General features: G+C 61.9%; 13 protein-coding genes and 2 pseudogenes. 10 read left to right on the plus strand and 5 right to left on the minus strand.

Going from position 1 to position 20,271, the window contains the following annotated elements:
- Positions 1-4,210, plus strand: a 4,210-nt coding sequence (locus LIY36_RS27030; protein ID WP_226457785.1) for a non-ribosomal peptide synthetase, incomplete at its 5' end; no start/stop codon positions are given.
- 212 nt (positions 4,211-4,422) lie between these two features.
- Here the strand turns inward: LIY36_RS27030 and LIY36_RS27035 are convergent.
- Both LIY36_RS27035 and LIY36_RS27040 read right to left on the minus strand, forming a co-directional pair.
- Complete coding sequence (locus LIY36_RS27035; RefSeq protein WP_226457786.1) at positions 4,423-6,834, minus strand: TonB-dependent siderophore receptor; 2,412 nt, start codon at positions 6,832-6,834, stop codon at positions 4,423-4,425.
- Between the two features lie 109 nt (positions 6,835-6,943).
- On the minus strand, positions 6,944-8,596 hold the full coding sequence (locus LIY36_RS27040; RefSeq protein WP_192301118.1) for a cyclic peptide export ABC transporter: 1,653 nt from the start codon (positions 8,594-8,596) through the stop codon (positions 6,944-6,946).
- A gap of 199 nt (positions 8,597-8,795) precedes the next feature.
- Here LIY36_RS27040 and LIY36_RS27045 point away from each other — a divergent pair, with 199 nt between their 5' ends.
- Positions 8,796-9,620 (plus strand): N(5)-hydroxyornithine transformylase PvdF, encoded by an 825-nt coding sequence (locus LIY36_RS27045; RefSeq protein ID WP_226457787.1) that lies wholly within the window; start codon positions 8,796-8,798, stop codon positions 9,618-9,620.
- 139 nt (positions 9,621-9,759) lie between these two features.
- Here the strand turns inward: LIY36_RS27045 and pvdO are convergent, their stop codons facing one another.
- Genes pvdO through pvdM form a run of 3 tightly spaced genes read right to left on the minus strand, consistent with a single transcriptional unit; the run spans position 9,760 to position 13,300 of the window.
- Positions 9,760-10,632 carry a dihydropyoverdine dehydrogenase gene (gene pvdO / locus LIY36_RS27050; protein WP_192301120.1) on the minus strand — a complete coding sequence of 291 codons (873 nt, stop codon included), beginning with the start codon at positions 10,630-10,632 and terminating at the stop codon, positions 9,760-9,762.
- Positions 10,633-10,663: 31 nt separating this feature from the next.
- Complete coding sequence (gene pvdN / locus LIY36_RS27055) at positions 10,664-11,932, minus strand: pyoverdine-tailoring periplasmic protein PvdN (protein WP_226457788.1); 1,269 nt, start codon at positions 11,930-11,932, stop codon at positions 10,664-10,666.
- Positions 11,933-11,950: 18 nt separating this feature from the next.
- A complete protein-coding gene (pvdM, locus tag LIY36_RS27060; protein ID WP_226457789.1) occupies positions 11,951-13,300 on the minus strand; it encodes a pyoverdine-tailoring dipeptidase-like protein PvdM in 1,350 nt (449 codons plus the stop codon).
- Positions 13,301-13,442: 142 nt separating this feature from the next.
- Here pvdM and pvdP point away from each other — a divergent pair, with 142 nt between their 5' ends.
- From pvdP to LIY36_RS27975, 8 genes and pseudogenes are all read left to right on the plus strand, one after another.
- Complete coding sequence (gene pvdP, locus LIY36_RS27065; RefSeq protein WP_226457790.1) at positions 13,443-15,074, plus strand: pyoverdine maturation tyrosinase PvdP; 1,632 nt, start codon at positions 13,443-13,445, stop codon at positions 15,072-15,074.
- 451 nt (positions 15,075-15,525) lie between these two features.
- Positions 15,526-16,026 (plus strand): type VI secretion system contractile sheath small subunit, encoded by a 501-nt coding sequence (gene tssB / locus LIY36_RS27070; protein WP_192301156.1) that lies wholly within the window; start codon positions 15,526-15,528, stop codon positions 16,024-16,026.
- Between the two features lie 31 nt (positions 16,027-16,057).
- Positions 16,058-16,564: pseudogene (locus LIY36_RS27075) on the plus strand (type VI secretion system contractile sheath domain-containing protein); the annotation flags it as partial.
- 38 nt (positions 16,565-16,602) lie between these two features.
- On the plus strand, positions 16,603-17,691 hold the full coding sequence (gene tssG / locus LIY36_RS27080) for a type VI secretion system baseplate subunit TssG (RefSeq protein ID WP_226457791.1): 1,089 nt from the start codon (positions 16,603-16,605) through the stop codon (positions 17,689-17,691).
- A complete protein-coding gene (tssJ, locus tag LIY36_RS27085) occupies positions 17,672-18,199 on the plus strand; it encodes a type VI secretion system lipoprotein TssJ (protein ID WP_226457792.1) in 528 nt (175 codons plus the stop codon). Before tssG ends, tssJ begins: the two co-directional genes overlap by 20 nt.
- A 3-nt stretch (positions 18,200-18,202) precedes the next feature.
- Positions 18,203-18,640: a type VI secretion system baseplate subunit TssE gene (gene tssE, locus LIY36_RS27090; protein WP_226457793.1), complete on the plus strand. Its 438-nt coding sequence runs from the start codon at positions 18,203-18,205 to the stop codon at positions 18,638-18,640.
- Positions 18,641-18,650: 10 nt separating this feature from the next.
- A complete protein-coding gene (locus LIY36_RS27095; RefSeq protein WP_226457794.1) occupies positions 18,651-19,730 on the plus strand; it encodes an OmpA family protein in 1,080 nt (359 codons plus the stop codon).
- A gap of 204 nt (positions 19,731-19,934) precedes the next feature.
- Positions 19,935-20,105 (plus strand): annotated as a pseudogene (locus LIY36_RS27975) (condensation domain-containing protein); the annotation flags it as partial.
- Positions 20,106-20,271: the final 166 nt, after the last annotated feature.

The following is a 20,271-nucleotide window of genomic DNA, read 5'->3' on the forward strand; positions in this document are numbered from 1 at the left end:
GCACATCGCGGCGATCTGGGCCGAGATTCTCGGCGCCGAGCGCGTCGGCCTGAACGACCACTTCTTCGAGATGGGCGGTCATTCGTTGCTGGCGATGCAAGTGATCTCACGCCTGCGTAACCTGCTCGGGCGTGAGGTGCCGCTGCGCAGCCTGTTCGAGCAGCCACGCCTGCAAGGGTTTGTCGCCAGCGTGCTGGCCGATGCCGTGAACACACAGCCACTGGCGCCGCCGATGGTGGCGGTAGGGCGTGAGCAACCGTTGCCGTTGTCGTATGCCCAGGAGCGCCAGTGGTTCCTCTGGCAACTGGACCCACACAGCGCCGCTTACCATATCCCTGGCACCCTGCGCCTGAAGGGGCGCCTCGACACGGCTGCGTTGCAGCGCAGTTTCGACACCCTGGTCGCCCGCCATGAAAGCCTGCGCACCCATGTGCAACAGGACGGCGAGCGCGCGGTACAGGTGATTGCGGCGCATGCCGAGGTCGAGATCTCGTGTCGTGATGTCGATGAGGGTGACGTGCTGGCCCTGGTCGAAGCAACGATCGCCGAGCCGTTTGACCTGCAATGCGGCCCGCTGATGCGCGTCAACCTGCTGCGCCTGGCCGAGGACGAGCATGTGTTGGTGTTGGTGCAGCACCACATTGTCTCTGATGGCGGGTCGATGCAGGTGATGGTCGATGAGCTGGTGCAACTGTATGCGGCCTACAGCCGCGGCCAGGACCTGCAACTGCCTGAGCTGGCGCTGCAATACGCCGATTACGCGAGTTGGCAGCGCGACTGGATGGATGCCGGCGAAAAACATCGCCAGCTTGACTACTGGCGCGAGCGCCTGGGTGGCGAGCAACCAGTGCTGGAGCTGCCGCTGGACCACGGCCGCCCAACCCTGCAAAGCCATCGCGGTGCGAGCCTGGACATCAGTGTGCCGCCGCGCTTGCTGGCGGCGTTGCGGCAAGTGGCGCAGCGTGAAGAAGTCACGCTGTTCATGTTGCTGCTCGCTTCGTTCCAGACCCTGTTGCACCGCTACAGCGGCCAGTCGGACATCCGCGTCGGCGTGCCGATTGCCAACCGCAACCGTGAGGAAACCGAGCGGCTGATCGGCTTCTTCGTCAACACCCAGGTGCTCAAGGCCGACATCGACGGCCAACTGACCGTCAGCCAGCTGCTGCAACAGGTCAAGCAACGGGCGCTGGAAGCCCAGGCGCACCAGGATTTGCCGTTCGAACAGTTAGTCGAAGCGTTGCACCCTGAGCGTAACCTGAGTTTCAACCCGTTGTTCCAGGTGATGTTCAACCACCAGACCGAGACCTCAGAGCCGGCGCAACAACTGCCGGGCCTGCACGTCAGTGGCCTGGAATGGCAAACCCGCACCGCACAGTTCGACCTGAGCCTGAGCACCCAGGAGTCGAGCGATGCGCTATTGGCTTCGCTGATCTACGCCAGCGACTTGTTCGACGCCGCCACGCCGGCCCGCATGGCGCGGCACTGGCTGAATCTGCTGGAAGGCATGGCCGGTGATGGGCAGCAGCGCATCGGCCAGTTGCCGTTGCTGGATGCGCTCGAGCAGCAGTCAGTGGTCCACGACTGGAACGCCACCGCCCAGGTTTACCCGCTGCAACGCGGTGTGCACCAGTTGATCGAAGAACAGGCCGCACGCACGCCGGATGCGCCAGCCTTGGCATTTGCTGAAATACGCCTGAGCTACGCCGAGCTGAGCCGTCGCGCCAACCGCCTGGCCCATCGTTTGATCAGCGCCGGTGTGGGCCCTGACGTGCTGGTCGGCGTGGCAGTGGAGCGCTCCATCGAAATGGTCGTCGGCTTGCTGGCGATCCTCAAGGCGGGCGGTGCCTATGTGCCGCTTGACCCGGAATATCCACGTGAACGCCTGGCCTACATGCTTGAAGACAGCGGCGTGACACTGCTGTTGACCCAGGCGCACGTGTTGGAACAACTGCCGATTCCAGCAGGGTTGCACAGCGTGGTGCTGGGTGAGTCGTGGTTCGAAGGGTATGGCGAGCACAACCCAGGCATCGCTATCGATCCGGAAAACCTCGCCTATGTGATCTATACCTCCGGTTCCACCGGCCAGCCCAAAGGCGCAGGCAACCGACATTCGGCACTGACCAACCGCCTGTGCTGGATGCAGCAGGCCTATGGTCTGGATGCGCGAGACACGGTGCTGCAAAAGACCCCGTTCAGTTTTGACGTGTCGGTGTGGGAGTTCTTCTGGCCGTTGATGACTGGCGCACGCCTGGTGGTGGCAGCGCCGGGTGATCATCGCGATCCGGCCAGGCTGGTCAGCCTGATCAACGCCGAGCAGGTCACTACGCTGCACTTTGTGCCGTCAATGTTGCAGGCGTTCCTGCAAGATCCGGCGGTATCGACCTGTCATAGCCTGCAACGCATTGTGTGCAGTGGCGAAGCGCTGCCGGTGGATGCCCAGCAGCAGGTCTTTGCCAAGTTGCCTCAGGCCGGGCTGTATAACCTGTATGGCCCGACGGAAGCGGCGATTGACGTGACGCATTGGACTTGCACCGATGAAGGCAGCGATACCGTGCCGATCGGTGAGCCCATCGCCAACCTGCGTAGCCACGTGCTGGACGCGCAGTTGCTGCCGGTGCCGGTCGGGGTTGCCGGTGAGTTGTACCTGGGCGGTGAAGGCCTGGCGCGCAGTTATCACCGGCGTCCGGCCTTGACGGCCGAGCGCTTCGTGCCGTGCCCATTCCAGCGCGGCGCACGCTTGTACCGCACCGGCGACCGCGTTCGCCAACGTGCCGATGGGGTGATTGAGTACCTCGGGCGCCTCGATCATCAGGTCAAGTTGCGCGGCCTGCGAATTGAGTTGGGTGAAATCGAAGCGCGCCTGCTGGAGCATCCGTTGGTGCGCGAAGCCACGGTGCTGGTGGTCGATAGCAAACAGCTGGTGGGCTATGTGGTGCTGCACGCGGCCGACGCCGAGTGGCGTGCGCACGTCAGCGCGCACCTGGCCCGGCACTTGCCGGATTACATGGTGCCGGCGCAGTGGGTGGTGCTCGAGCAGATGCCGCTGAGCCCCAACGGCAAGCTGGACCGCAAGGCGCTGCCCAAGCCGGATGCCCATGGCCGGGGGGGTGAATTCGCTGCGCCGCAAACGGCGTTGCAGCAGCAGATTGCGTCGATTTGGGCCGAGGTGCTCGAGGTTGAGCGCGTTGGTTTGCACGACAATTTCTTTGAATTGGGCGGCCATTCGTTGTTGGTGCTGATGCTCAAGGAGCGGATCAATCGGCTCTGCGGCGCGGTGCTGGCCGTCAATCAGTTGATGCTCAACCCCACGGTGGCCGGGCAAGCCCGTTGTATCGAGGGTGATGCACCAAGTTCATTGATTGTGCCGCTCAACAGCCAGACCCAAGGCACGCCGCTGTACTTGTTCCACCCAAGTTTCGGCTCGGTGCATTGCTACAAGCCAATTGCTTTGGCATTGCGTGAACAGCGGCCGGTGTTCGGGATTATTTGCCGGGCGCTGGTGGCAGAGGACGGTGCAGTGCCGGGTTGGACGCAGATGGTCGAGGACTACGCCCAGCAACTGTTGAGCGCGCAGCCTCAGGGCGCCTTCAGACTGGCGGGCTGGTCGCTGGGTGGGAATCTGGCGATGGAAGTGACGTACCTGCTGGAGCAGGCCGGGCGCACGGTGGAGTTTGTCGGCTGGATCGACGCGCCACCGCCGGCACGGTTTACCGCGTTCTGGGAGCAGGGCGCTGCACCGTCGCAGCCGCAACTGAGTGCGGTTGAACGCCGGGCGCAGATGTTGGAGGTGATGTTCCCCGCGCATGCCGAGCAGGTCCAGGCGCAATGGCGCCAGGCGCAGCAGGCTCATTGCAATGAGGAGCAACAGTGGCAGCACCTGTGCGACTGGGCGGATGCGACGCTGGGCGCCAGCTTCCAGGCGCTCAAGGCCGAACTGCAAAGTGGCGGTGAAACCGAGCGTTCGTGGGCGATCAAGCAGATCCTCGATGAGCGTTTGCAGGCCACCGACTTCCGCGCAATCAAGGCGCCGGTCAGTTGCTGGTGGGCGGCACGTAGCGAGGCGGGGATGCACCAGGCGCTGATCGAAAGTGGTTTGCGCGAGGTGATTGGGCAGGCGGGGATCGAGCGCTCGGTGGTGATCGACACGACTCACCATCGGATTGTTGATAACGCTGAGTTCATCAAAAGCCTGGTGGCGGCCCTGGCATAAACCATCCCTGTAGTGAGCGGGCTTGCCCCGCGCTGGGTGGCGAAGCCGCCCCAAAACGGTCCTGCGCGGTGTTTCAGACAGACCCAGGTGCCTGGGGTTGGGGCGGCTTCGCCCCCCAGCGCGGGCAAGCCCGCTCACTACGGATTGCAATTTCAGGGTGACAAAAAAAGCCCCGTATCTCGCGATGCGGGGCTTTTGTTTTGGCGCCGGGTTTAGAAGTTGTAGCGGGTGGTGACCATCATGTTGCGCGGGTCGCCAGGGTAGGCGGAGTCATAGAAACCGATGTTGGTGTAGTAGTTCTTGTCGAACACGTTGTTGACGTTGAGGGTAGCCGACAGGTTCTTGGTGATCTGGTAGCGCGCCATCAGGTCCACCAGCCAGTACGGGTCTTGGGTGAGGACTTCGGAGCGGCGCAGGCCGGAGTTGCGGATCGACTTCCAACCTTCGCTCTGCCAGCGTGCGCCACCGCCGATGGTGAGCTTGTCCAGCGGGCCGGTGAGTTTGTAGGTGGTGTAGAAGTTGACCTGGTCTTCCGGTTCCCAGGTGGAAACCTTCACGCCGCTGTCGTCGCGGGCAACCTTGTGGGTGTAGCCCGCCTGCAACTGCCAGCCGGTGGCGATTTCGCCGGAGATTTCTGCTTCGTAGCCCTTGGTCTTGGATTTGATGCCGTAGTAGGCCGTATCGTTGCCGGGAACTGAGTTGTGCTCGCTGTCGAGTTCCGGACGGTTTTCTTCGTGGACTTCGAAATACGCGAGGCTGGAATTCAAACGTCCATTGAAGAATTCACCCTTGAGGCCGATCTCGTAGTTCTTACCTTCGTCCGGCTCAAGCATTTTGTCTTCGCGGTCGAAGTAGTCGGTCTGCGGCTGGAAGATCTCAGTGAAGCTGGTGTAGGCGGTAAAGTTATCGTTGAGGTCGTATGTCAGGCCGGCATAAGGCACGACTTTACCGCTCTCCTTGGACTTGCTGGTGCCGGTGACTTCGTAGTTGGCCAGGCGCGCGCCGAGCAGCAGGTGCATTTCGTCGGTCAGGCTGAAGCGGCTGGTGAGGTAAGTGCCGGTCTGGCGAGTGCTCTGGTCGAGTTTGCGATATTGAACCCACTCTGGCTCCGGAATGTCGCCGTCCCAGTTATAGAAGTCAGCAGAGTTGGTGCCGGGAGCAAAGACGGCGTTGTAGCTCTTGCCCGTCCATTTGCTGGTCGAAATGGATTGGCCCACCACCAACTCGTGCTCACGACCAAACAGTTCAAAAGGCCCCGTGGCGTAGGCGTCAAGGCTGTCTCCGGTGGTTTCGCCAGTGTGTTTTTTTGCAAACAGCGAGCTCTGGTTGCCGGAGTCCTGAGAGAGGGCGCCTAGCGGTGCATGGTAGCCGTTGATCTGGTGGTTGTATTGGCCTTTGGCGACCCAGCCATTGGCGAAGCTATGTTCCAGAGTGGCGAAGGCTGTACGGCTGTACTGCGCCCACGAACCCCATTTCGGGCCGTTGTTGAACGAGCGTGGCAAGTCCAGCTCTTTGCCTTCTGCGTCGAAGATCATGCGGCTGCCGGTCCAACTGGAACCTTTCGGGTCGCTGTCCTGGTAGTCGGCGCCTACGGTCAGCAGGGTGTCCTCGTCCAGGTCGGCCTCAAGAATCCCGTAGAAAACACTGGTCTTGCGCGAGTAGTGGTCGAGGAACGAGTGCTTGTCTTGATATGACGCAACCGCTCGACCACGAATATTTCCAGTTTCAGTCAGCGGGCCGCTTACGTCGATCTGGGAGCGGTAGTTGTCCCAAGACCCGGCGCCCAATTCGACGCTACCTTGGAACTCGGACGTCGGCTTCTTGCGGATCAAATTGAGCGTGCCGCCTACACCGCCAGCCCCGGTCAACAAACCGGTAGCGCCCTTGAGCACTTCTATGCGGTCATAGATGGCCATGTCGGTCAGCGTCTGGCCTGCCGAGTATTGGGCGTCGCGCAGGGTTGGAATACCGTCGTATTGGAAGGTATTGATGGAAAAGCCGCGCGAGAAATAGTTGGTACGCTCACTGTCATAGGTCGACACGGTAATGCCGGGGGTGTGGCGCATCACGTCGTCAATCGAGTTCAGGCCGAAGTCATCCATGGCCTGGCGCGTGACCACCGAGATCGATTGCGGCGTTTCCCGTGGCGTCAGCACCAGGCGCGTGGCGGTGGCGATGGTGCCCGGGGTGTAGGAACCGGTGCCTTCGGTCACCGTGCCGAGTTGGTTGGCCGTCACTTGGGTCGCGCCCAGTTCCAGGCCGGAACCTGCGTGGCTGCTGATACTGATGGTGTTGCCTTGCAGGCCATACCCGACGCCGGTGCCTTTGAGCAGGGTGCTGAGGGCGCGGTCCGGGTCGAATTTGCCTTTGACGGCGTTGCTGCGCTTGCCTTCCACATCCGTCGGGCTGTACAGCACTTGCAGGTTGGACTGGCGGCCGAACGCTTGCAGTGCGCTACCCAGGGACTGGGCCGGCACGTCGATCTCAAGTTCCTGTGCCTGTACATAGCCGGCAATCGGCAGCGACACGGCCAGCGCCAGCGCGCCGGGCAACAGGTTGAAGTTCAGTGCCCGTCGCATCGATAGCGCTTTGCTCAGGGGGCTCAGACCGAGTCGTACTGACATGAATACTTTCTCTTCTATGTTTTAGTGGGCAGATTATAGATGTTTATTGAGTCTGGTTCTCATTACCACTAGTGAGACGTTACTACTTGAAAAAACCGGAAAGTTTTTTTCATGCCGGTTCCAATTCGTGCACGACCTTGCCCGCGCGCAGGCGCACTAATTGGTCGGCGATGTCGAAATAGCGGTCGTCGTGGCTGATCACGATGATGGTCTTGCCCAGGCGCTTGAGGTCCGGCAGCAGCTCGGTATAGAAAATCTTGCGAAAGACCGGGTCCTGGTCGGCGGCCCATTCGTCGAACACCAGCACCGGGCGCTCTTCGAGCCAGGCGTTGACCAGGGCCAGGCGCTTGCGCTGGCCGGTGGACAGGTCGGTGGTGCTGAACACGCCGTCCTTGACGCTGACCTTGTGCGCAATCTCCAGGCGCTCGAGGTACTTGGTCGCGCTGTCCAGCGACTGCGTGGCGCTGCCCTGTACCAGGTCATCGAACAGGTAATAGTCGGCAAATACGGTGGTGAACAACTGGCGATAGTCATCGCGCACCGGGTCGGTGACGGTTTCGCCGTTGAGGCGGATTTCTCCGGACTGGGGTGGGTACAGGCCCAGCAACAGCTTGATCAGGGTGGTCTTGCCGCAGCCGTTTTCGCCGACGATAAACACGATGTCGCCCTGCTTGATGCTCAGGTTGATCGGCCCAAGGTGGAACGGCTGGCTGCCTTCCACCGGCGGCGGGCTGTAGCTCACGCCGCGTAATTCCAGGCTGGTGACCACCGGGTGGGGCGCCTCGCTGGCGTCCATCAACAAGTGCGGCTCGGGGGATGAGAACCGCTCGGCCAGTTCGCTGATGCGCGCAAACGCGATACGCGCCTTGCCGATGATCGGCAGGTAACCCACCACGTGCTCCAGCGGGCCTTTCATGTACAGCAGCACCAGTACGAAACCGGTGATCACCGCCGGGTCCGGATTGGGGCTGTAGGCCTGCATCGCCAGGGCCAGGCCGATGACTACGAAGAACAGCATCGAGCCGAAGGTCTTGGCGACGATATAGATGTTCACCGAGCGCACCTGGATGTCGCTGATCTGGTCGGCGGTTTCCTGGATGCGATGGGTGTTCATGCGATAGCGCCGTGGCCGGTGGATGCGCAGCTCCTTGGCGCCCGAGGCGATTGCCGAATAGTAGCGTTGCAGTTCGTCTTCGAGGTCACGGGCCTCGTCAAAGCCACGAATGCCCTTGGCGCCGGCGATGAACTGCACGCTGCAACCGATGGCGATGGCGACGATCATCAGCAGGAACATCGGCACCGACAGGTACGCCAGGTAGCCCAGGCAACCCAGGGTCACGGTGGTGGCGATGGCCAGCGGGGTGAAGGCAAAGGAGAAATCGCTGATGGTGTCGACGTCGTGGGTCAGTACCGGGATCAGGCGGTGGGAGCGGTAACGCTCGATCTGTTCGATCGGCGCCGACAGCACTTTCTCGCCCAGTTCCTTGCGCAACGCGGCGATGATGCGTTGGCCGACATAGTTGGTGCCGATGTCGGACACGATCGAACTGGTCAGGGCCAGCACGCACAGCGCGGCAAAGGTCAGTACCACACCTTGGGTCATGCCGGTGGAGGAGTGCAGGGCGTTGTTGATGGTGGCCAGCAAAAAGGTGATGGCCAGGCCGCCTGCCATGCCCAGGGCGACGGACACCGTCACCAGGGTACGAAAAGGTCTGAGCAATGCGAGCAGACCATTGAAGGCGCCGCGCTTGGGGTCGGTCATAAATACTTCCCGGAGAGTGAATAGAGGGGCTGGGCACACAGACCCTTACCCATGACAAACGAAGCGTGGTGGCGAGTATTTAGCGCGATGTGCCCGGTGGTGCCGGCGGCAGATAAATTGGCGCCGGGCTGGTTCGTTCTTGTGATGTAGGCGCACGCGTAAACACGCAGCGCGCAGTCCATCCAGCGAGAGCGAAACAATGTCGAAGAAGAATCTGGTGTACGTGTGGTCCCTGAGAAATGCTGCCGCCGACAAGGCCGGGCAGCCGGTGGCCTACAAGGACCACGAGCGCTACATGAAATCGGTGCTGGAGTTTCTGGTGGGTTCGTTGAACGACACCCCGCTGGGCGAGGCCTACAACCTGGTGGGCGTGGTGTACGACGATGACGAACAGAACCCGCGGGACCAGCAACTGGTCAAGGACTACGGCTTTGCCTACCAGCCTGGCCGCCAGTGGCTGTACCCGGCGGACCTGCGGGTGCAGGGCCGGCTGGTCAATGACTTGCTGTTGAGTGTGCCGTCCACCTATCGCCGCTTGCCACGGGGCAGCGCCGAACACATCGCCGGCAAGCAGGATTTCGAACGTCGCTTGCATGACACGCTGGTGGAATTGAAGGCTGACATCGTGGTGCTCGATGGCTTGCTGGTGATCCTGGATGAGCTGGTGCGACCGGGTGCGCCATTTGCGCGGCGCATCATGAACATTCACCCCGGTATTACCCGTATCGAATCGCCGTACGAGCGCCGCGGCGCGTATGCCACGTGGAATGCGTTGTACGGCGCGCGCGGGCTGACGGTGACGGATTGGGCGACAAAGGCCACCACACCGTCGGAGCCGCTGTACCTGACCGGCGCATCGTTTCATTACGTGGATAACGGCATTGATTCGGGGGAGGTGTTTCACGACGTCTTGAAGACCGAGATTTCGCCTGAGGACACCATCCTTGAGCTGCGTTGGAACAACTTCAACAACAGCCTCTTCCCGGCGTTGCATGAAGGGTTGGAGCTGTTGGCAAAAATCTGAAGCGGGCACAGTTCAAAATGTGGGAGCGGGCTTGCTCGCGAAAGCGGTGTGTCAGTCACCGGAAATAGTGACTGACACACCGCTTTTGCGAGCAAGCCCGCTCCCAAACAAGCCTGCACACATTTGAATCTTCAGTGCTTCAAAGTTCGCGCACTACCCGAAAACCAATCCAGTCCCCCCGCGTCTGCGGGTAGATATTGTTACGGTTGCCCGAGCGCGAAAACACGGGCGCCTCGCCCCAGTCATTGCCACGAATGACGTAGGCCTCGCAGGTCTGTTCCGTCCAGGCGCTGCCATCGGACGGCGCACCTGCGTAGTTCTCGTGGTAGCAGTCGGCAACCCGCTCGTAGACATTGCCGTGCATGTCATACATGCCAAACCCATTCGGCGCGTAGCTGCCCACCGGCGAGGAATAGCTGTAGCCATCCGCCGGGCCGTAGGTGTTGGCGTGCCCGGCGATGCTGTAACCCTTGCCCTCGTCAAACGGGAACGGGAAGGGCCCCTTGGTGCCGGCCCGCGCGGCGTATTCGCGTTGGGCTTCGCTGACCATGTGGTACTGCTGGCCGGTCTTTTTCGACAGCCAGCTCACGTACCTCTGGATGTCGTCCATGTCCATGCATACCGCCGGTTGGCGTGGGCCCTGCGGGTAGCGCGGTTTGCTGGCGATGCATTCGCGGCCGGGGCGGGTGTCGCCGTCAGCGATTTTTACCCCGGTCTGGCGCACGTAGCTGTCCCACTCGCTGGCGGTGATGTGGAAGCGGCTCATGGCGAAGGGCTTGGCGAAGGTCACAGTGTGCATCGGGCCTTCGTCAGGCTCGCGGCCGACTTCATCCTCGGGCGTGCCCATGGTGAACGTGCCCGCGGGCAGCACCACCATTTCCGGGCAGTCCTTGCAGTCCTTGAACACTTTGCCCGGCTGCGGCGTGGCAGCCTGGGCCAGGCCTGGCAGCAGGGCGCCGCAGGCGGCCGCCAGGGTCAGGGCGGCCAGGGGGTTGAATCGGGATCGCATCATGAGGGCCTCTGGTCAAAAGGAAAAATGCACGTCACAGCCGTGGGCTCAGCAGGGCCATGAAACGCTGGATCTCGTCGGAGGAATTGAGCAGCCCGGGCGCGGTGCGGATCACCGGACCGGCATCGCGGTCCACCGCATCGATGACAACACGCTGTTTCACCATGTAGTCGGCGATGTCGCTGCTGCCCTGGCCCTTGACCCGGAAGAAGGTGAAGCCAGCCGACAGTTCGGCGCTGCGCGGCGTGACCAGTTCGATCTGCGGGTGGCTCAACAGTTGGTCTTTAAGCTCGGTATTGAGCGCATGGATACGCGCCTGCACCTGCGCCTTGCCCAGTTGCAGGTGCAGCTTGAAGGCTTCATCCGCCGCCCAGCGGTGTTCGAATGCGTGGAAGCCACCAGGGGTCATGGTGGTGGCGAAGTTGGTGTCTTCGGAAAAGGTCGGCACCATCGGCGTGATGTACTTGTTTTCGCTCTCGCGGGCGCAGACCAGTCCGGTACCGCGCGGGCCGAACATCCATTTGTGGGTGCCGGCGATAAAGAAGTCGCAGTGCATGTCCGGGAAGTCGAGGTTTTCCACGCCAAAGCCATGCACGCCATCGACCACGTAGAGAATGCGGTCGTGGTCGTCGCGGTGGCGGTTGTGTTCAGTCACCAATTGGCCGATCTCGCCGATGGGCAGCTTCACGCCGCTGCCGGACTGCACCCAGGTCATGCCCAGCACGCGGGTATTGGGGCGGATATTGCGCTGGATATTGCCGAGCACTTCGTCCGCCGAGAGGCGGTTGGCGTGCTCGAACAGCTTGAACCGGCGCACCTGGGTGCCTTGCTTGCGCACGCGAAAATCCAGCACGTTCTGGGTCGCGTAATGCTCGTGCACGGTGGTGAGGATCTCTTGGTCGGCGCGCAGCTGGATGCCGCCATAGATCATCGCCAGGCCCTCGGACGTGCTGCCGGTAAGGGCGATCTGCGCGGGTGCGGCCTGCAAATAACGACCGGCCCATTCGCGCACCTGGCCTTCGCGCTTCCAGGTTTCTTCCAGGCCCCAGTCCATCGCCAGGCCGGGGTTGCGGTCGATCTGCAGGCGGTAGCGCTCGATGGCGTCGCGCACCGGTTTGGGGTGTGACGCCACGAGGAAGTTGGAGAAGTGCAGGTAGTTCGGGTCTTGGTTGAACAGTTGCTTGAGATCCGTCCATGGATGTTTTGCCGCAGGCGCGGCAGTGACGGCCAGCGCCTCGGGCAGCAGCGGCAGGCTGGCGGCGAATAGCCCGGCCTGCTTGAGAAATGTACGGCGGTCGGTCATGGACGTGCTTCTAGGTGATTAGCGATTGGCCAAGGGCTTGGCGGCTTTTTGTACCTGGTCCCACACGCGCAGGAAGTTGCCACCCCACAGCTTGGCAATGTCAGCTTCGGAGTAGCCGCGCTGGATCAGCTCGGCGGTGACGTTGCGCACCTCGCCGACGTTCTCCCAGCCGTCGATGCCGCCGCCGTCGTTGAAGTCCGACGAGATGCCGACGTGATCAATGCCGATCTTGCGTACCGTGTAGTCGATGGCGTCGCCCCAATCCTTGAGGCTGGCCTTGGGTTCTTCCTCAAGAATGCCGTACAGGCCCTGGGCGTACTGGCCGAATTTCTGCTCGGGCCAGGCGGCGATGATTGCGTCGCCGGGCATCAGCGCCATGGCGAGGTTTGGCAGCGGTGGCAGATCAAAACGTGCGCGCAGGCTGTTGAGCTTGTCCTGGGTCGGCTGGCTCAGCGGTCGCAGGTACGCCGAGAACCCGACGACTTGCACCACGCCGCCGCTGTTCTTGATCAGTTGCAGTTCCTTGTCGCTGAGGTTGCGCGCGATATCCACCGACGCTCGCGGCGCCGAGTGGGACGCGACCATTGGCGTGCGGCTCAGCTGTGCCACCTGCTCCAGCGCCTTGGTCGACATCTGCGACACGTCGATGATCACCCCCAGGTCGTTGAGGCGGTGCACGGCTTGCTGGCCAATCGGCGACAGGCCTTCGAGGGCGTCGGTGGAGTCATTGAAAAACGGCAGTGGGCGCGATGAGTCGGACCACGCGTTGTTGCCGATATAGCTGAAGCCGAACATGCGCATGCCACGTGCGGCCCACAGGTCCAGCTGATTCAGGTCATTGCCCAGGGGGTAGGCGTTGAGCATGCTGATAAAGATCGCGAATTTACCTTCGCCATGCAGGCGCCGGAAATCGTCCGGGGTGTAGGCAATGCCCACTTGGTTGGGAAAGTCGCGGACCATGCCGGAGATGATTTTGTAGCGCACCTCCTGCTCGTGGCGCGCTTCTTCGACAAAACCGTCGGTGGGTTTGTGCGGGGCGTTGGCGCCGTTCCAGATCTCCGGCCAGCCGAAAATCGTCAGCGCCGCTCCCGACAAGCGTCCGCGGGCAGCCTTGGCCAGGTCGAACTGGCCGCTGCCGTCCTTGTCGGCCTCGCTGCCGACACCGCCAAAATCCAGGGGCACGGTGATATGGCTGTCGAACGACAACAGGCGATCCTGCATTTCATTGGCCTGCTTGATCACTGCCAGCGGGTAACCCGCATTGCCCCTGAACCAGTGATCCCAGGCCAGGAAACCGGCTGCGGCGCCGATGGCCAGTGCCAGTGGCAGGCCGATATACAGCGCCTTTTTCGAACGTGGTTTTGTCATTGCCATCTCAGTCAGTTGAGGCCTTTGCTATCAGGGAAGAACGAGCGCTGGACGCAGAAATTTAGGCGGTGCGCCAAGTGCGGTAAATTTCCCCGGCCTGCAAACGTTCTAGCTCTGATTAAGCCGTTTCCTAAGGTAGACAATGACGATCTCTCGACGTGGGTTCATCGCAGGCCTGGCGCTGACCGGCGCGGCTGTGCCAGCGGCCTTCTATGCCCATCGCGAGCTGACGCGTGAAGAAGAATTCCCGATCACTCCCGGCGAAGCCACGGTGGACTTGGCCGACACTGCCGGCCAGCACCTGGCGAACAGCCTGCGCGGTGTTTGGAGCCTGCGCCTGGAAGGTCGCGACGCGGGTCTCAAAGGCCTGCCGCTGCAGGGCCTGGAACTGTTGCTCGACATCGCCCCACGGGGTCGTGGCCTGCGTGGCTACCTCGACACCGCAGCCAACCTGCGCGCCACCGGCGAACCGCGTTACCGTGTCCTCGGCGACCTGCTGCCGGGGGAGGGCGCCACGCTCTACTGGCGCCTGATCGACCGCGACGCGCCCGGTGGCGTGCCCGCCTACGAATTCAAAATGACCCTCGACGAAGTCTGGGGCGTGTTTGGCAACGCCGGCAGCGGCACCCTCAGTGGGCAGATTCTCAACCTCGATCGTCCCCTGGCCTTGACCGAACGCGACAACCGGTTTATCGCGCACAAGCAACTGTTTCCCGAAGCCCGCGAGCGCATCGGCCTCAATCCGACCCTGCTGGCCTGGCTGATCAGCGCCGAACACCGGTTATTCCACCAGCTCTGGCACGCGACCCGTGACCAATGGCACAAACTCTCCGAAGAAAAACGCGATGCCCTGCGCGGCATCGGTTGGCAACCCGGCCCCCGCGGCCAGGAGCGCGATGCGCGCGGCAAACACAAGGACCGCAACGGTTCGGGGATCGATTTCTTCTTCATGCATCGCCATATGCTCGGCACCGCGCGTTCGATGCAAGACTTGCCTTCGTGGCCCGAATTCCCCGCACCGCAGCCTGCACTGGAGCGTGATCGGCTGGGTTTCGTGCGTTACTTCGACAACCACGATGGCTTTGCCTTGCCGCCCACCTGGTCGGCGCCGGATGACCCTGACTACACCCAGTGGGTCAGCGACATCAAGGCGGCCGAGACTTACCACAGCAACTTTCAAGTGTGGGAGTCCCAATACCGCGACCCGCGCTACCTGGCCAAGTTGACCCTGGGCCAGCTCGGTTCCGAGATGGAATTGGGGCTGCACGACTGGCTGCACATGCGCTGGGCCTCCGTGCCTCGCGACCCCTCCAACGGTGGCCCGGTGCCCTTCGCCCGCGATCCCTCGGACTTCGCCGCGCGGTGGTATGCCGCGGAAAACGACTTTCTGGGCGACCCGTTCTCATCCCATGTAAACCCGGTGTTCTGGCATTTTCATGGCTGGATCGATGACCGTATCGAGGACTGGTTCCGTGCCCATGAGCGCTTCAATCCGGGTGAGGTCAGCCGGCTTGAGGTCAACGGCGTGGCGTGGTTTGCCCAGGGGCGTTGGGTAGAAGTCGGCGACCCTTGGCTGGGCCCGGACACCCACGGCTGCAGCACCACACCGGGGTTGCAGATGGGGCGGTCGATGGAGATGGACCCGGAGACCATGAAGCTGGCATTGCGCATTACTTTCGGTGCAGAATATGACGCGCTGAAGGGATTGTTCAAGCGGGTGCCAAAGCGGCCCTGGTACGCGCGGCATCTGAAGGTGAAAAGTCGGGAGGCCTGATCCCGACTTACCCTATTACAACTATTACGATTTCAACCGACCGCAGCCGGACGCTAATGTGCCGGTTGCGGTGTGAGTCGTGCCTCGCTTTTTAAGCGTTCTTCTCATCGAATGCCTCGCCTTGGGTTTTCTCGCGTTTGTAGGCGTTGTGATTTCTAACGCTAGGAACACTCTGTCTGTATAGGTCTTGCCTCATCGGTTTGTTTTGGGTTTTCCCTGGATTTACTCTTCTTCTGACAGCCGTTTCATATTTTTTTGTTTATGAATAAATAAAAAGTTGAAATAGAGTTTATCTGTGCGGTTTGTAGGATGCATCCTCAAAGCTTTGTGGAAAGTTCCCGCGCATAGTTCGGGGGCTGGTAAAAAATGTCTGGGATACTTCATTCTTGCGGCGACAGAGCGCGCCAGTGATGGCCGGTTATTGTTTTGCCATACAGCAAGGGATGAAGTTATGACGCTAGATAGTTTTCAGAATGAAGTGCCCAAGGCGCGGGTCAATATCAAACTGGACTTGCATACCGGCGGCGCCCAGAAAAAAGTCGAGTTGCCCCTGAAGTTAATGGTGATGGGGGACTACAGTAACGGCAAGGAACAACGCCCACTCTCGGAGCGGGGCAAGATCAATATCAATAAAAACAACTTTGACAGTGTTCTCGGCGAGTTCTCGCCGGGGCTGAAACTGGTGGTGGAAAACACCTTGCCGGATGACGCATGCGACACCACTGTCGAGTTGAGCTTCCAACGCCTGAAGGATTTCGAACCGGAGCAGGTTGCGCGGCAAGTCCCGCAGTTACGTGCACTTCTGGCCATGCGCAATCTGTTGCGCGATCTCAAATCCAACTTGCTGGATAACGCGACCTTCCGACATGAGTTGGAGCGCATTCTCAAGGACGACGCGTTAAGCGCTGAACTTCGTACCGAATTGGCCGCGTTGGCGCCTAAAACTAATTGATGTCCATGGATTTGAAAAAGGAGTTTTGAGCATGTCCGTAGAACAATCCGGTTCGCAATCCCATGGCAGCACCGTACTGTCGGAAAACAACAGTGGAGTCTACGCCACACTGTTCAGCAAAATTAACTTGAGTCCCGTGGCGGAGTTAGGCGGGCTCGAGGTGTTTCAAAATACCGAGGCACTTTCCGATGTGTCTGCTGATGAGCGGGTTACCGCCGCGGTCAATGTGTTCCTGCAGTTATTGAAACAGTCAGCCCATAAGGTCGAACGCCTGGACAAGGTGCTGTTGGATGAGCATATCGCCTCGTTGGATCGGCAGATAAGCCGTCAACTGGATGCGATCATGCACCACCCGGACTTCCAGCGCGTCGAGTCGACCTGGCGTGGGGTGAAATCGCTGATCGACCAGACGGATTTCCGCCAAAACGTGCGTATCGAGCTGCTGGACATCAGCAAAGACCATCTGGTGCAGGATTTTGAAGACGCGCCGGAAATCGCCCAGAGCGGTCTCTACGCTGATGTGCATCTGTACACCCAGCTCACGCTGGTCCTGCAACCGACTGGAAAGTGCCTGCGATGGAACGAGAACCACAATCAGCGTATTCCCGGCTGACCGCCAGCGGTTTACTGGAGGCCATGGCAGCGCCGGTGGCCGAGGCCAACCTGTATCGCTTCTGCCAACTGCTGGAACAGGTGTTGCCCGGCCACCCGCCCTTGGGCAGCACTGCGCACCCGGGCGATGACGTCGTGCGCTTTCGGCCCGACCCCGGCATGGGGTTTCCGGGGGGCGAACTGCGGGCGATTGAAAGCGCGGGCGAGCACCCCGAGCGCCCGGCCACGGTACGCACCCGTTTGCTCGGGTTATACGGGGTGGATTCGCCCCTGCCCAGCGCCTACCTGGATGACATCGCGCAACGCCGTGAAGGGCATGAAGCGCTGCAAGCCTTCCTGGATATTTTCAACCACCGGATCTTCACCCAGTTCTATCGGATCTGGCGCAAGTACTCCTACCCGGCCACGTTTGAAGCGGGCGGCGCCGATGCCACTTCGCAGTGCCTGCTGGGCTTGGTCGGCCTGGGCATTCCGGGCACCGCCGCGCAGATCGGTACGCCGATTTCGCGTTTTCTGGCCTTGCTCAGCGTGATGCGTCTGCCCACGCGCAATGCCGAAGGCATCGGCGCATTGGTCAAGTTGCTGGCCCCCAACACCCTGGCGCAAGTCACCGCGCATTGGCCGCAGTACATCGTGCTCGCGCAGCCAGCGCGCCTGTGCACGTGGCGCCCGATGCGCCTGGCACAACAGGCACCGTTGGGGCCGGTTGCCCGTGATGCCAGCAGCCAACTGCGCCTGGCGCTGTATACCGAAGACCCACAGCAAGCCCGCGACTGGCTGCCCGGCGGGCAGTTGCACAGCGATCTGCTGGTGCTCCTGCGCGTCTACCTGGGGTGGCGCTGCACCGCGAAGCTGCAATTGACCCTGCCGCTGCGCAGCCTGCCGACGCCAGTACTGGGTCGCGCGCCGCTGCGCTTGGGCATGACCGCCGTGTTGGTGCCCGGCGGCGACGCCCAACCGCAGCAACGCCTGACGATCAACCTGGGCCGCTATCAAGGCCTGTCGATAAACCCTTGTAACCGGGAGACACAGCATGTCGCGTACCCTTTTTAGCCTTGTGATGCTGGCGCTGCCCCTCGCCGGGTGTGGCCTGGCCCAGACCGTGGCGGACGGCACGGCGTCCGCCGCCCAGGCGATTTTCTACAAGCAGGTGAAAACCCTGCACCTGGATTTCAGCGCGCGCGCAGCCCTGAATACCGACACCGCCGACATGAATGCGCTGTCGCTGCCGACCCTGGTGCGCGTGTACCAGTTGCGTGACGACACCGCTGTAGCGCGGGCGACCTACGAAGGCTTGCTGGGCGATGACGAGCAACTGCTGGCCGGCGCATTGCTGGACAAACACACCCTGGTGGTGAAACCCGAGGAGGGCGCACCGCTGAGTGTGCCCCTGCACAAGGACGCGCGGTTCGTCAGCGTGGCGGCCTTGTTCCGCAGCCCGGATACCCGCGCCAACAGCTGGCGCTTGACCTTGGCTCGCGATGAACTGGACCCCGACCGGGTGCGGGTCATCGAGTTGGGAGACAACCGCTTGCACCTGCGTCCGTTGGCAAAGGACTGAACCATGGGCGAATCCAACCCGTCGTTGTACGAATTGCTGCTGCAGAACTTTGCCGGTGAGTTGCCGCTGCATCAGGTGAGCGAAGCACACCAGCACACCCTGTCAGTCCTGGACAACCTGCAGCGCATCCTCAACAGTCGCGCCGGTGCCCTCAGCCATTTGCCCGACTACGGCCTGCCGGACATGGGCCTGATCCTGCAAGGCCTGCCCGCCACAGCCCACAGCCTGATCGGGATCATGGGCGACACCTTGCTCACTTACGAACCGCGCCTGGCGGCAATCGCTATCGAGCTGTTGCCCCAGGCGCTGCCCGGGCACCTTGAGTACGCCCTGGAGCTGCAATTGAAGGATGGGCAGCGCGTGAGCGTAGGCACCACCCTGGCACCCACGGGCGACGTCACGCTGCGGGCGTTGAAACCGGGCGCCGCCCCAGAGCGATAAGGAGCACCCCATGAGCGCAGTGTTTGAAATGCATATCCAGGTCGGTGGCGACCCGCGGCACCTGGCCGAATTCACCGCCGTGCACGCCGAGATGGCCAAGCTCGGCCATCCTGCCCGCCCGGATGTGGACTGGGCGAGGGTGGAGCAGGGCTGTCTGGCGCTGTTCCAGAGCAATGGCGTGGAGCTCAACAGCGCGTGTTTCTACACCTTGGCTCGTGGCCAGCGCCACGGACTGAAGGGCATCGTCCAGGGCGTGGTGCTGCTCACGGCGTTGGTGGGCGAGTGGTCGCGCTTGTGGCCGCCGATGGTGATGGTGCGCCAGACCTTGCTGGAGTGGTTGTGCGAGCAACTGCAACGGTTGGTGCGCAGCCTCGCTGGGGTGTCGCCAAGCGTGAGCGTGCTGCTGCAGTTGGACGTTGAATTGGCGCGTTTGCAGGCACGTCTGCTGCCGCTGCTTGGCGGGCCGTTATTGACGTTGGAGTCGCTACGCCAGCAGGTCGGCCAGTTGAGCCAGCGCTTGGAGCCGCAACGGCTGCCAAGCGCAATGGCCCCGGCGTGGCCAGCCCCCTTGGTGATCCTGCCGCCGCCAGCCCTGCCAATGCGCAAGCCGCGCCGGGGGTTGTGGCTGGGCGCCGGGGTGCTGGCGACGGCCATGGTCACCGGGCTGTGGCTCAGCGGGGCAGACAGTGACAAGCCGTCCCTGCCCGAGCCGATCCGGCTGGACAGCCTGGCGCTGTTCGACCCCGGCAGTTCAACCCTCAAGCCCGGTTCGACCAAAGTCCTGATCAACGCCTTGGTGGGCATCAAGGCCCAGCCGGGCTGGCTGATCGTCATCGCCGGGCACACCGATGCGAGTGGCACCGTCGAGCACAACCTGGCCCTGTCCCACGCCCGCGCCAGCGCCGTGCGCGATTGGATGCAACGCATGGGCGACCTCGCCGACAGCTGCTTTGCCGTGCAGGGGCTGGCCGCCAGCCAACCGATTGCCAGCAACCAAACCGAGGCCGGGCGCAGCGCCAATCGGCGCGTGGACATTCAACTTGTGCCACAGGTGGGCGCGTGTGAGGAGCCCGCACGGGCGCAGGAATAACCCGCGCCGCAGCCCGAATACGACTTGTCCGCGCTTCCCATGTCACCCCCCCCATCGGTCAAATCCCTTAGTTTTGCAGCCCTACCGGACGCCCCTCCAGGCGTGCGGCGGCGTCCGCATTTTTTAACCGGCACCACCCGAGCCAAGCGGCAGCTGAAAAGGGACTTTCTCCTCAGCCGTGACGTATCAGGCAGGTTACCTCCCATGCAGTTCAGCGAATTATTGGCAGCGATTTCCACCCATGCGATCCGTCTGCAACTGGAAGAAGGCGACCTGATTATCCTCGGCGATGACGAGGCACTGGACGACGTGTTGTGGGATCAGTTGATCGCGCACGAACCGCGCTCCCTGGCGTCGCTGCTGTCGTTGATCGCGGTGATTTCGCTGCTGTCGTACGCCTTGGGCTCGATTGTCACAGCGTTTGCCTGTTCGACGTTGATCGGGATTGTGTTCGGGTTTGTGCCGGCGAGGAATGTGGCGCGGCTGGACCCGATTGAGGCGTTGGCGCGGGACTGATCTCTTTTGGATGATAAAGATCAAC

Origin of the sequence: Pseudomonas sp. AF03-9, assembly GCF_020515815.1 — a bacterium.
Classification (GTDB): domain Bacteria; phylum Pseudomonadota; class Gammaproteobacteria; order Pseudomonadales; family Pseudomonadaceae; genus Aquipseudomonas.

What these genes read in the sequence shown, in the direction of transcription:
- LIY36_RS27035 (WP_226457786.1), bottom strand. Translation starts at nt 6,834, where the DNA reads ATGTCAGTACGACTCGGTCTGAGCCCCCTGAGCAAAGCGCTATCGATG.
- LIY36_RS27040 (WP_192301118.1), bottom strand. Translation starts at nt 8,596, where the DNA reads ATGACCGACCCCAAGCGCGGCGCCTTCAATGGTCTGCTCGCATTGCTC.
- LIY36_RS27045 (WP_226457787.1), top strand. Translation starts at nt 8,796, where the DNA reads ATGTCGAAGAAGAATCTGGTGTACGTGTGGTCCCTGAGAAATGCTGCC.
- pvdO (WP_192301120.1), bottom strand. Translation starts at nt 10,632, where the DNA reads ATGATGCGATCCCGATTCAACCCCCTGGCCGCCCTGACCCTGGCGGCC.
- pvdN (WP_226457788.1), bottom strand. Translation starts at nt 11,932, where the DNA reads ATGACCGACCGCCGTACATTTCTCAAGCAGGCCGGGCTATTCGCCGCC.
- pvdM (WP_226457789.1), bottom strand. Translation starts at nt 13,300, where the DNA reads ATGACAAAACCACGTTCGAAAAAGGCGCTGTATATCGGCCTGCCACTG.
- pvdP (WP_226457790.1), top strand. Translation starts at nt 13,443, where the DNA reads ATGACGATCTCTCGACGTGGGTTCATCGCAGGCCTGGCGCTGACCGGC.
- tssB (WP_192301156.1), top strand. Translation starts at nt 15,526, where the DNA reads ATGACGCTAGATAGTTTTCAGAATGAAGTGCCCAAGGCGCGGGTCAAT.
- tssG (WP_226457791.1), top strand. Translation starts at nt 16,603, where the DNA reads ATGGAACGAGAACCACAATCAGCGTATTCCCGGCTGACCGCCAGCGGT.
- tssJ (WP_226457792.1), top strand. Translation starts at nt 17,672, where the DNA reads ATGTCGCGTACCCTTTTTAGCCTTGTGATGCTGGCGCTGCCCCTCGCC.
- tssE (WP_226457793.1), top strand. Translation starts at nt 18,203, where the DNA reads ATGGGCGAATCCAACCCGTCGTTGTACGAATTGCTGCTGCAGAACTTT.
- LIY36_RS27095 (WP_226457794.1), top strand. Translation starts at nt 18,651, where the DNA reads ATGAGCGCAGTGTTTGAAATGCATATCCAGGTCGGTGGCGACCCGCGG.